The organism is Thalassospira sp. TSL5-1 (assembly GCF_001907695.1).
GTDB lineage: Bacteria > Pseudomonadota > Alphaproteobacteria > Rhodospirillales > Thalassospiraceae > Thalassospira.
Map to the genome: position 1 here is coordinate 51,903 of NZ_KV880639.1, position 12,155 is coordinate 64,057.

The following is a 12,155-nucleotide window of genomic DNA, read 5'->3' on the forward strand; positions in this document are numbered from 1 at the left end:
AGAGTGCCCCATGACCGCTGCCCTGTTCGCCATTGTCACCCTGTGCTGGGGATTTACCTGGTACGCCATCAAACTGCAACTTGGTGCGATACCGATTGAAATATCGATATTCTACCGATTTGCACTTGCCGCAGCGGTTCTTGCGGCCTTTATGGCCCTAACCGGTCGCCTGCGACCTGTGCCGTGGCGGGCCCATCCGTGGATATTTCTGTTGGGCTGCGGGCTTTTCGCCATCAACTTCATTTTGATGTATACCGCCTCGTCCTATATCGCCAGCGGCATTATCGCCGTATTATTTACCACATCGACCATCTTTAATGCCCTGGGCAACTGGGTGTTTTACGGCCAGCGCCCCGGTATGCGCTTTGTCGGCGGTGCCATACTGGGTTTGGGCGGTATCGTTTGCCTGTTTGCCAACCAGCTGGCAACGCTGTCGCACAATGCAGCGGCCATTACCGGCATGGCCTGTGCCCTCGGTGGCACGGCGGTTTTCGCGGCTGGCAATATGGTATCGGTAAAATTGCACAAAATGGGCATCCCCACCCGCGATGCCGTCGTGCGCGGCATGGCCTATGGTGCAGCGTTGTTGCTGGTATTTAGTTTGTTGCGCGGTGAAGTGCCGGTTTTACCGATGGATCCCTATTACATTGCCGGGTTGCTTTATCTGGCTATTCCAGGCTCGATCATTGCGTTTTTGGCCTATCTGGCGCTGGTTAACCGGGTTGGCGCGGGCAAGGCGGCCTATGTCACGGTCCTGTTTCCTGTCGTGGCGCTTACGGTTTCAACCTTTCTTGAAGGCTATATCTGGACGCCAACAGGGGCTGCGGGGCTTGCGTTAATTTTACTGGGTAACATCACCATTTTTGCCCGTATACCGACGCGCAAACGCAAAATACCGGCACCAGAGATCGCACAATGAAAAGGTGATCTCCCGTCACAACACCCGCCTTTTCTGAATAAAACCTCAGGTCCGAAAACGGCGAGCACGGGCTAGAAACCCGAACTACCCTTCTGGAATTGCACCCACAACCTTTGCTCAGGTTTGCAGTTCCAGGAGGACAAAAATGCCCAAAAGCCCCATCAGCACCAAAGCCACCCCTATCAACTTTCCACACGAATCATCGCCTGGCCTTGAACCAGCCCCACAATGGCCCAACTGGTTTGACCGTATTCTTAATGGCGTAAACGATTTGATAAAAAACTGGGCCCTGTGCCAAATCCGCCGAAGAAACACATTGCGCATCGAAGACATGACAGACAGTCAGCGGGCCGATATTGGCCTGGCACCGCACAAATATGGTCGGGATATGCGAAACCATCGCTATCTCGCACGATTTTAAAGCCGCCTTTTGCCGCGATGACAGAGTCCGAAGATGGCGAGCGACAAAAACAAAGTTCTCCTAGCCTGCTATCCCCGACATACCCAGGCATGGAGCCATCATGGCGCACTCAACATCCTCAAAGACAGCGGCACGCATATCGTCCACCATTTCACCATCACCTGCCAATATGCAAACAAAGGTAACCGGCACCACATCGCAAAATATGGATGGCCTTAGCTGGTTTCTTTTAATCACACTTTCCATTTTATGGGGCGGGTCGTTTTTCTTTACCGAAATTGCCCTGCGCGAATTACCACCCTTCAGCCTGGTGCTTGCCCGGGTGTCACTTGCGGCTGTCATCCTGTGGCTGGTCATCGGGATGCGAAAAATATCAATCCCGCGCACCGCATTGTTATGGCCCAGTTTTCTAATCATGGGGATTTTAAATAATATGATCCCCTTTTCCCTGATCGTCTGGAGCCAAACCTACATCGCAAGCGGCCTTGCCGCCATTTTAAACGCCACAACACCGCTTTTCACCCTGATCATCGCCCAAATCGCCACCGATAGCGAAAAGCTTACCCTGCGAAAAATCATCGGTGTGATGACAGGCTTTATCGGTGTTGTCATTGTCATGGGACTGCCCGCCACAAGCGTCTTGTTCGATATCTCCAATTTTGGCAACAGCGCAACCGGGCTGTCCCTTGGCGCCATTGCACCGCTGGCCGTGCTCGGTGCCGCCATTTCCTATGGCTGTGCGGGTGTTTTTGGCCGTCGTTTCAAATCCGTTTCGCCTATTGTCACCGCTGCCGGGCAAACCACGGGCAGCAGCATCATGCTTGCCCCGATTGCCTTGCTGGTGGACAAGCCCTGGCAGTTGCCAGTGCCGGGTCTAACAACAGGCCTGGCGGTATTGGGCATCGCCGCGATCTCGACAGCACTTGCCTATATCCTGTATTTCAAGCTGCTTAACCGTGCCGGTGCCAGCAATCTTTTATTGGTGACGTTTCTGATCCCGGTAAGCGCCATTTTATTAGGCGTTGGCTTTTTGGGCGAACAACTGCATGTCACGGATATAACCGGAATGATGGTGATCGGGCTGGGCCTCGCGATTATTGATGGCCGGCCACTGGCGTGGCTGTTTAACAGCACCGGTAAATCGTAAAAATCACCCTCGGAAAGGGAAGAAACTCAACATTCTTCACTTAAAAAAGGTGCATGATGCCCCGATAACCAAATGACAATGCACAAAATCACACTTGTGCGGCGTCACGAGTTGATAAACATCACCCGCCACATTGTATTTTCAATATTGTAAACAAGATAACGGATGAACCATGTGACCTGATAACCATTTTGAAATACCGCATCCCAAAGGAAGCTGACCGTGCCTGACTGCAAGAAATGCGAGACCATGCCCCTACCGCTCCCCCGGCATGGACGACTTTATATTTGGCCGCCTGTTGCCCATACAGGCGGAAAAATCATCGCGGAAATACGCAAAAGCGGCCATCAGGTCGTGAATAATCTGGCAGTCTCCACCCTATATACCGATTTCGATATCGCAACATTGCCCAGTGTGATGCAAACCCTGAGTGACACGCTGTCACCTGAAGAAATGGCCGATACCAAGGCACTGATCATGGACAGCACCACGGAACCGGCTGTGGATGACATCGCGCGCGTTACGTCACTATACGCCATTCATGCCCGCCTCGGTGCAAGCTGGCTGGTTGATGTTTTGGCCGAAAGCAGGCTTCGTTCCGTTTTTCAGCCAATTTTTGCCGCCTCGGACCTGACAACACCCTTTTCCCACGAATGCCTGATTCGCGCCGTTGACAGCCAGGGCAACATCATTGCCCCTAACCGGCTTTTTGGGGCGGCAACCTCGGCGGACCTTGTTTTTCAACTGGATCGAGCGGCACGGGCGGCAAATGTGCGTAATGCCCACGCCGCCGGGATCGACAATATTTTTATCAATTTCACCCCGTCATCCATTTACGACCCCAATTCCTGTCTGCGCTCCACCCTTCAGATCATTGATGAATGCGGGTTTGACCGCAGCAAGGTGGTGTTCGAGGTAATTGAAACCGAAAAAATCCACAGCACGGATCATCTTCGCGCCATTTTGAAATCCTATCGGGATTCCGGTTTTCGCGTGGCGCTGGATGATGTTGGTTCGGGCTATTCGACCCTGAACATGCTCTCGCAATTGCAACCCGACATCATCAAAATCGACCGGGAGCTGATCGATTATGTCGATAACGACATCTATAAGCAGGCCATTGTCAGCAAGCTGATCGATCTTGCCAAACAAATCGGCATTGAAGTGGTCGCCGAAGGTGTAGAACGCCAGGCAGAGCTTGATTTCCTGCTCTATCACGGGGTGGATTATATTCAGGGCTTTTTGCTCGGCAGGCCCTCGCCCACCCGTTTTAGCGCAAGCAACGCCTAAAAAACAAACAGTACAGCCTGCAAACAATAGCGACGGACCGCTCCATTTGCTGGTCCGTTTTGTTTTAGAACCAATCAACAAAAGCCATATGTAGATATAAATGGTTGCCAGACCGTTCTCACCCGTTACAAGAACGACCGAACCCTCTCGCGGCATGACCGCCAATCCATAGACGAGGCCCCAATGAGCGACGTTAAAGACAGCAACGGCACCGAATTGAATGACGGTGATTCCGTCACCCTGATCAAGGACCTGAAAGTTAAGGGAACCTCGACCACCCTGAAACGCGGCACTCTGATGAAAAACGTCCGCCTGACCAACAAGGACAGCGAAGTGGAATGCCGCAACGGCAAAACCACCATCGTGCTGAAAACCGAATTTCTGAAAAAAGCCTGATCCTGGCACCTTCAAAAACAGGGACGATCAAAGACAGAATGCTCTGTCCATGATCGTCCCTGTTTTATTTGCAACGGCAGAATTTACCGACGGCTCATATGCCGGGCAATTTCGCGGCGGGCGATGCTTTCGGGCAGACGAAACGCCACTTCCAACTGCGCCCGCGACAGCCCGGTCACATCTCGCAAAATCATGTCATCCAGTTTTTCCAGCGCACGGATATGGTTGCGATCCTCGCGCCGCATTTGCCAGGCTTTATACAGGCGGCGCAATAAACCAACATTCGGTCGCGCAATGGTCTTTTCCGCCGAATGACGGCTGCGGGTTAGCGACGAAGGTGCATTCATTGTCTGGGTCATCATTAGTACCTCCTGTGTTGAGACAACCCTGCCGCACCGATATTGATTAATCAAACGAGAAGATTTAACCTTATCTATGAGGAAAACTCAAAAGAGAGAAACATGAATCCGATTTCCATCCCCCTTCCCAATCTGGACCTTGATCTGGCCCGCACCTTTGTTGCCATTTGCGAAAGCGGCAATTTCTCCCGCGCGGCAGCGCAAGTCCACCGCAGTGCCTCTGCCATCAGCCTGCAGGTCAAGAAACTGGAGGAAATGGTGGGGCGGGAGCTTTTTTATCGCGAAACCCGCAAAGTGCGCCTCACCCCGGATGGGGAAGTATTGCTGGGCTATGCGCGACGGTTGCTGAAACTAAATGACGAGGCCTTTTCCAAATTCCTGCACCCGCAATTTAGCGGTCGTGTTCGCTTGGGTGCGCCCAATGATAACGGCATCGTCGCAATGCCGGAAATTTTGCACCGCTTTGCCACCACCCACCCGCATGTCGAGGTGGATGTGTATCTGGGCCCAACCCTTAATTTGCGCCGCCGCATCTCCGAGGGCGAGCTTGATATTGCCATCTTCAGCTATAACCCGGAACTGGACCCGCAACCGCCCATTCATGCCGAACCGCTGGTGTGGCTGGCGGCACGCAATGGCACAGCACAGGAAAAACGCCCGCTCCCCATGGCGCTGGCAGAACCGGGATGTTACTGGCGGGCAATGGCGCTCAAGGCACTGGACGATGCCGGGCTTAATTACCGCATTGCCTATACCAGCGAGTTCTGCCAGGCCCAAATCGCCGCCGTCCGGGCCGACCTTGCCATTGCCCCACTGCCCATCAGCGTCATTTCCCCGGATCTGGTGCATCTGGGCTCAGCCCACGGCCTGCCCGATTTGGGCGAATACCGCATGACCCTGGCGAAGCGCGAAGGGACCGGCGAAATAGAAGATGTTCTGGCCGAGCACATGGTGGCGGGTTTTAAAACCATCGCCGAACGCGGCATGCGCCTATTTGCGTAAAACCCAAAAGCCGGAGCCAGCAAGGTGGCCCCGGCATTCTGCGTCACGAAAACAACCGCTTAACCAGCAAAATAGTCAGTATTGCGCATATCCTCCAGCAGCGCCGGCCCGGTGGGTTTCCAGCCCAGATTGGCTCTGGTTTTGGCGGCGGAAGCACGCACATTCATCTGGGCGAAATGGATGAACCAGGTAAAATAATCTGCCGCTTCCTCTCGCGTCAGGGCTTTTACTGGCAAATTCAACCCCACACCAATTGCGCTGGCAATATCCTTAAACGCTATGCCTTCTTCACCCACCGCGTGATAAACCGGCAATGGGTCCTGCGCTTCTATCGCATCACAAAAGGCCTTTGCCGCATCGACCCGATGCACCGCAGGCCACAAATTTTGCCCGTCTTCAATATAGGCCGCCATGCCCTTTTGCCGGGCAAGGCCAATCAGGATCGGTACAAACCCGTGATCCCCCGCCCCATGAACGGATGGTGGCAAACGCATTAACGATGCCCGCACCCCTTGTTCCCGCAAGGCCAGTGTTGCCTGTTCCGATGCCACACGCGGGATTTTGCTGCTGACCTGATGGTCTTCGGTGGCAATGCCATCCGTTGCGATTAAACCAATCCCCGATGTCACGATCAAAGGCCGGGACGACCCCGCCAGCACCGCCCCCATTTCCGCAATCACCTGTCGGTCATGTTCGCAATTTTCGGCATATTTGGAAAAATCATGATTAAAGGCCGTATGGATCACCGCGTCACACCCGGCCGCCCCCTTGCGCAGGCTTTCCAGGTCGGTCAGATCCCCGCGATGCACCTCTGCCCCGCTTTGTGCCAGCGCGCGAGCGGATGTGCTTGAACGCACCAGGCCCAAAACCTTATGCCCCCGTGCGATTAATTCCTGCACCACTGCGCTGCCCACAAACCCCGTAGCTCCTGTTACGAAAACACGCATTGCCGTCTCCTGCTTGCTATCAATTACATCTTCCAGGCCATATGAGCCGTTTGAATATGCGCAAGATAGGTGATAGCGATTGGACGAACTATGCGCTAAACTCCGCAATAATTTCGCATTCGTCCAAAAGGAAGCTTCATGGACCCGTTATCTGATGTGCTGTCATTGCTCAAGCCGCGCGCCTATATGTCGGCGGGCATGGATATTGCCGGGCCGTGGGGCATTGATTTTCCTTCTTTGGGCCGGGGGATCAAAACCGGGGCCGTGGTGAAGGGTGACTGCTGGCTAGCGGTTCAGGGCGTAAAAGACCCGGTTCACCTTAAAACCGGGGACTGCTTTTTGCTGCCACATGGACCGGCCTTTTTTCTTGGCAGCAGCCTGGATGCCGATGCTGTTAAGGCAAAGGATTTTTTTGCCGCGAACACCGGGTTCGGCCATATTCGCACGGTAAAGGACGGCGGCGACTATCTGATTGCCAGCAGCCGCTTTATCCTCGATGGCACACAGGCTGATATGCTTCTGGCCCTGCTGCCGCCCATCGTGCATATTCGGGAACAGGGCGACTCTGTTGCGCTACGCCATTCCATTGAACGGATGATGGAAGAAATGCGCTGCAACGAACCAGGCAGCACCCTTGTGTTGCAAAACCTCGCCCATATGATGCTGGTTCAAGCGCTGCGCCAGCATCTGGATAACGCAAAGGATGGCATTGGCTGGTTCTTTGCCCTGTCGGACCGACAATTGTCGGCGGCCATTAATGCCATTCACAATGACCCGGCCCATCCCTGGAGTGTCGCCCTTCTGGCGAACCTTGCCGGTATGTCCCGCTCCGCCTTTGCCGCCAAATTCAGGGACCGTGTTGGCAAAAGCCCGATGGCATACCTGACCCATTGGCGAATGTTACTGGCAGGGGAAAGGCTGAAGGCTGCCCGAGAACCGGTTTACGTAATCGCACTGGATCTGGGATACGAATCCGAAAGTGCGTTTAGCACCGCGTTCAAACGCGAAATGGGCGTCTCACCCCGGCAATATGGACAGCTCAGCAAGACTCGTGCCGCATAACGTGGGATCGTCAAAGCCAACAAACCCCGCCAGATGAATTAACTGGCGGGTGCTTCCTCGTCGGAATAAGGCGCATATACGCTTTCAATCACGGCGTCAGTCCAGCCGATGCGACGCATGCAATCGAGCACGACGGGCGCAATCGCCACTTTCTTTTCCTTGCCCTTCACGGCCTCGTACTGGGCCTCGAATTTCTTGGGAATTTCAATCTCGCTGCCCTTGGCCACAATCGCCTCAAGCTCCCGCCGCCCCTCGGCCTCCAGGCTTTCCCAAAGCACACAGCGCGCAGGTGTCCAGGCCGTCGGACTGAAATTCTGGTTTTCTTCGCTCATGTGTTTACCCTGAATGACGTGATAACAGCCTAGTGATAGGTAGACGGCCGGGGAATGTCCAGAGCATATAGACCTGCAAGAGGTCCCCGTCCCCACACTTCACCGTATAGGGTGACAACTTCGACAAGGAGGTCAGCAGCGGTTTTAAAACCATCCTATACGGTTTTGGTGCCTGCAATCACGCTCCATTCCAGGCCGAACTTCGATAGATATTTTCGCAGTCGGTCAGCATCGTTCTGGATACGACGTTTATCGCGGGACTTTGCGTAAAGCATGCGACCGGCCTCGCTAAGACTGGAGGCTTGGCGACATGTGCGGAGTACCAGGGCCAATTGCACCATATCGAATGGGTCAATGTCGTTTGCTTCCTCCCCCATCAGCGCCTCCACGAGCTTAAAATCGCTATTGGAGCTGGCGCTGCTCCAGTCGTGCTGAAGGGTTTCGATTTCCGCTTCCACCATCGCCTTGGTGATGCGCCCACGCGGCGAGAGAATGCACAGTCGGCGCACGGAACCCCGGAAATCGCGGAAATTTCCCGGCCAAGTTGTTGCCGGACTAGTCGCAAATTTCAGATATTTGTCACGGGCGTCCGCGTTGAAGCCCACCTGGTTCCCCAGTTCCTTTTCCGAGCGGGCCAATTCATAGAGCAAGTTTGACTCGATATCCTCGCGCCGCTCGCGCAGCGGCGGAAGTTCAAAACGCCACATGTTGAGACGCGACAAAAGATCGGGCCGAAAACGACCTTGGGAAACAAGTGTCCGCAAATCTCGATTGGCACCTGCAATAATCTGGAAACGGCTGGAAACCTCGTGGTCTGAACCCAAAGGATAAAACCGTCCAGTCTCGATCGCGTGCAGAATGATTGATTGTTCGCTCAAGCCCAGCTCATCGACCTCGTCTAGAAACAGGATACCGCCATCTGCCTCCCGTAAAAGGCCGCGACGCTCCGAGCCAGCATGTCCGGTATAACCGCGCTGCTGACCGAAAAGCATAGCCACCGCATCACCTCCGTTCAGCGTCGCGCAATTCACATGCACGAGCCTGCCCTTCACGCGGCGGCGATCGAGTTTCAGATTATAGATGCGTTCAGCCAGTTGGCTCTTGCCCGTGCCGGTTTCGCCAAGAAGCAGGATCGGCTCGTCCGAGTTGCTCGCGACCAGTTCTATCCGGTCGATCAGGGCATTATATGTGTCGTTGCGGGTTTCGATACCGCCCTTCAGTTGGTCACCATATTCACGCGCCAGCTTATCGAAACGCTGCTGCAGCGCATTGTAGCGGCTGAGATCGAGATCAATGATGTCAAGTTTTGGTTGACCGTCATCCTCTCGCGGCGGCCCGGTCTGGATCAGGCGTGCCGGCACGTGACGGCTTTCTGTGAGGAGAAACCAGCATATCTGCGCCACATGAGAGCCAGTGGTCAGGTGCACATGATACCGCTCCCGGTGTTCATCAAACCCGTATGCACGCGCGAAATCGAAGAGCTTTCCGTAAACCTCCTGAAAGTCCCAAGGGTCCTTCAGGTCGAGATTGCGCAGCAAGACCTCGGTCTGCGGAGAAACCTTCTCTATCGACCGCTTCACCTGCTGGGCCAGGCGATTAAAATTCATGTCGTACAGGATTTCCAGCCGCTCGATCGGGAAGTCTTCATGCTCCACCAGACTTACGGTGGGCCGCCACCGCCGTTTCTTACCCATATCGAGCTGCGTTCCGAGAAAACCTATGACAACATTTTTCATGACCGTATCCAAATAGATATATGGCTATAATAAATTATATTATATGGAAAAGACGAAATCCGAAAATACTTATTTTATATATTAATATCAATAACTTATGAGATTTTTTCTTTTTTCTTTTTTCTGTGCATCCGTCGTGGCAAAACTTGGACATCAAAACAGAAGGAAGAAGCAAATGGCGAACAAATCCGTGTTTGCGACAATCGTGGGAAAGCTGCTCCCAAAGGCAACAGACACCAATATGCATGGCGCAAAGGCCTATGCCTATGAAGATGAGCACAAGCTGGCGCAGTTGGCTGTTACGGGTACTTTTGGGGATCTGTTCTATCAGGATGCACAGACTGAACTGGACAAGGTTCTCGAACTTGCCGAACGCGTCGACCCCTATTTTCTGGCGCAGACCGCAATCTACGCTCGTAAAAAGGGTCACATGAAGGACATGCCAGCCGTGCTGTTGGCGGTTCTTGCCCGCCGTGACCCCGTGCTCTTTCGTGCCGTCTTTGGCCGCGTCGTCGATAATGGCAAGATGTTGCGCAACTTTGTGCAAGTGGTTCGTTCTGGTCAGACCGGGCGCAAATCTCTGGGAAGTGCGCCCAAGAGCATGGTGCAGAACTGGCTCAATGGCGCATCAGACCGCGCATTGCTGCAGGCCAATATCGGGAATGCGCCATCGCTGGCTGATGTGCTGAAGATGGTTCACCCGAAGCCGGTTAGCCGCGAACGCGAAGCCCTGTTTGCCTGGATCATCGGACGCCCTTGCGACGTCGCACTTCTGCCGGAAGCCGTTCGTGAATGGCTGGCCTTCAAGGAAACTGGCGAAGGCAAAGTGCCAGATGTGCCGTTCCAGATGTTGACCCAGCTTAATCTGTCGACCGAGCATTGGGCCACCATCGCCCGCAAGAGCTCGTGGCAGATGGTGCGACAGAACCTGAATACGTTTGAACGCCACGGCGTTTTCAACGATCAGGCAAATGTGAAACATGTGGCCGAGCTACTTGCCAACCAGCAGGCGATCGCCAAGGCACGTGCGTTTCCCTATCAGTTGATGGTCGCAGCGCAGAACGTCATCGGCAAGGTGCCGCGCGAAATCGTGGACGCACTGCATGATGCGATGGAAATCGCAGTGCAGAACGTGCCGCAGGTCGAAGGCTCGGTTGTTGTTTGCCCTGACGTGTCAGGCTCGATGACCTTTCCGGTCACGGGATATCGCCGCGGCGCGACTTCGACCGTGCGTCATGTGGATGTCGCCGCCCTTGTTGCGGCCGCGTTCCTGCGGACAAACCGGCACTGCGAGGTACTGCCGTTCGACTTTGACGTGCGAAACGCACGTCTGGAGCCGCGCGACACGATCCTGACGAATGCCGGACGGTTGGCAAAACTTGGGGGTGGCGGAACGGACTGCTCCGCACCGCTGAAGTGGCTGAACAAGCGCAAAAAGACGCCGGATCTTGTTGTATTCGTCTCGGACAATCAGTCCTGGATGGACGACTTGAACGGTTCGCGCTCAACGGGCATGGCCCAGGAATGGGCTGTTTTAAAACAGCGCAACCCGAAGGCAAAGCTGGTGTGCATCGACATCGCGCCTTACGGCACAACGCAGGTGAAAAACCGTGAAGATGTGTTGAACATCGGCGGATTTTCCGACGCGGTATTCGATCAGATCGCCACCTTCTCCAACGGCCAAAATGGCCCGGAGCATTGGGTGGAACAGATTAAAAGGATCGAGATTTGAAAACAGGTCTGGCGGAATGCTCATGGGACTACATCCTGTCCTTTAGCACATGATCTCATGGACACCTTGTCCGCCAGACCTGACCAGACATCTTGAGGAGATGCGGCGAATGCCAGTGGAACTACATCAACTGTAATGCCCATGTCGCGGGTTCGAGTCCCGCCGTGGTCACGGCCACGTAGCTCAGTCGGTAGAGCAAAGCACTTACGTTTCACAACACACTTGTCGCCGCAGCTTTTCCAAGGAAAGCGGAAACACATAGGAGGAATGCCCGTGGGACTACATTGGCAACCAGCCTGTTTGAAACAGGCAATGTCTCACAATCCCTTGTCCTCCATCTGAATATGTAAAAGGAAGATCCTGGCGAATGCTAAAGGAACTACATGGCACAATCGGGAAGGTGTGTGGGTTCAACTCCCCTCCAGGCCAGCGCCCAGACGGCAAACGTACAAGCCAAAAGCTTGTGCGGGGCGGCCTCCCAACGTTTCTTCTCCTTTGTCGCCGGGAACTGAAAACGAAAATCCGCAATTCGCACTGACAGAAGGAATGATGCGGCGAATACCAGTGGAACTACATCAACTGTAATGCCCAGGTCGCGGGTTCGACTCCCGCCGTGGTCACGACCACGTAGCTCAGTCGGTAGAGCAGAGCACATACGTTTCACAACACACTTGTCGCCGCAGCTTTCTCAAGGAAGGCGAAAACACACAGGAGGAATACCTGTGGGACTACATTGGAAACCAGCCTGTTCGAATCAGGCAACGTCTCACAATCCATTGTCCTCCGTCTGAATGTAAAAGGAATATCCTGGC

Annotated in this window: 12 protein-coding genes; 8 read left to right on the top strand and 4 right to left on the bottom strand. The window is 54.2% G+C overall.

Annotated features, from left to right (window positions below; translation table 11 throughout):
• Positions 1–10: 10 nt before the first annotated feature.
• The 5 genes from LF95_RS17135 (at position 11) to LF95_RS17155 (ending at position 4,173) form a co-directional block, all read left to right on the top strand.
• Positions 11–919 (top strand): DMT family transporter, encoded by a 909-nt coding sequence (locus tag LF95_RS17135; protein WP_073956404.1) that lies wholly within the window; start codon positions 11–13, stop codon positions 917–919.
• A 145-nt stretch (positions 920–1,064) separates the two neighbouring features.
• Positions 1,065–1,340 carry a hypothetical protein gene (locus tag LF95_RS17140; protein WP_073956405.1) on the top strand — a complete coding sequence of 92 codons (276 nt, stop codon included), beginning with the start codon at positions 1,065–1,067 and terminating at the stop codon, positions 1,338–1,340.
• A 100-nt stretch (positions 1,341–1,440) separates the two neighbouring features.
• Positions 1,441–2,487: a DMT family transporter gene (locus LF95_RS17145; protein ID WP_215905701.1), complete on the top strand. Its 1,047-nt coding sequence runs from the start codon at positions 1,441–1,443 to the stop codon at positions 2,485–2,487.
• A 354-nt stretch (positions 2,488–2,841) separates the two neighbouring features.
• Complete coding sequence (locus tag LF95_RS17150; RefSeq protein WP_252509812.1) at positions 2,842–3,777, top strand: EAL domain-containing protein; 936 nt, start codon at positions 2,842–2,844, stop codon at positions 3,775–3,777.
• 183 nt (positions 3,778–3,960) lie between these two features.
• Positions 3,961–4,173, top strand: a complete 213-nt coding sequence (locus LF95_RS17155) for an alkylphosphonate utilization protein (protein WP_073956407.1) — start codon at positions 3,961–3,963, stop codon at positions 4,171–4,173.
• 83 nt (positions 4,174–4,256) lie between these two features.
• On the opposite strand, the gene LF95_RS17160 is transcribed toward LF95_RS17155, so the two are convergent.
• Complete coding sequence (locus LF95_RS17160) at positions 4,257–4,535, bottom strand: hypothetical protein (RefSeq protein ID WP_073956408.1); 279 nt, start codon at positions 4,533–4,535, stop codon at positions 4,257–4,259.
• Between the two features lie 99 nt (positions 4,536–4,634).
• Here LF95_RS17160 and LF95_RS17165 point away from each other — a divergent pair, with 99 nt between their 5' ends.
• Complete coding sequence (locus LF95_RS17165) at positions 4,635–5,534, top strand: LysR substrate-binding domain-containing protein (RefSeq protein WP_073956409.1); 900 nt, start codon at positions 4,635–4,637, stop codon at positions 5,532–5,534.
• A gap of 59 nt (positions 5,535–5,593) precedes the next feature.
• Here the strand turns inward: LF95_RS17165 and LF95_RS17170 are convergent, their stop codons facing one another.
• Positions 5,594–6,481, bottom strand: a complete 888-nt coding sequence (locus LF95_RS17170) for an SDR family oxidoreductase (RefSeq protein WP_073956410.1) — start codon at positions 6,479–6,481, stop codon at positions 5,594–5,596.
• Between the two features lie 138 nt (positions 6,482–6,619).
• Here LF95_RS17170 and LF95_RS17175 point away from each other — a divergent pair, with 138 nt between their 5' ends.
• A complete protein-coding gene (locus LF95_RS17175) occupies positions 6,620–7,543 on the top strand; it encodes an AraC family transcriptional regulator (RefSeq protein ID WP_073956411.1) in 924 nt (307 codons plus the stop codon).
• A 38-nt stretch (positions 7,544–7,581) separates the two neighbouring features.
• Here LF95_RS17175 and LF95_RS17180 read toward each other — a convergent pair whose 3' ends face one another.
• Entirely contained in the window at positions 7,582–7,875 is a 294-nt protein-coding gene (locus LF95_RS17180) for a hypothetical protein (protein ID WP_073956412.1), read from the bottom strand.
• A 155-nt stretch (positions 7,876–8,030) separates the two neighbouring features.
• On the bottom strand, positions 8,031–9,611 hold the full coding sequence (rtcR, locus tag LF95_RS17185; RefSeq protein ID WP_073956413.1) for an RNA repair transcriptional activator RtcR: 1,581 nt from the start codon (positions 9,609–9,611) through the stop codon (positions 8,031–8,033).
• A 175-nt stretch (positions 9,612–9,786) separates the two neighbouring features.
• Between rtcR and LF95_RS17190 the strand changes: the two genes are divergently transcribed.
• Positions 9,787–11,343: a TROVE domain-containing protein gene (locus LF95_RS17190; RefSeq protein ID WP_073956414.1), complete on the top strand. Its 1,557-nt coding sequence runs from the start codon at positions 9,787–9,789 to the stop codon at positions 11,341–11,343.
• Positions 11,344–12,155: the final 812 nt, after the last annotated feature.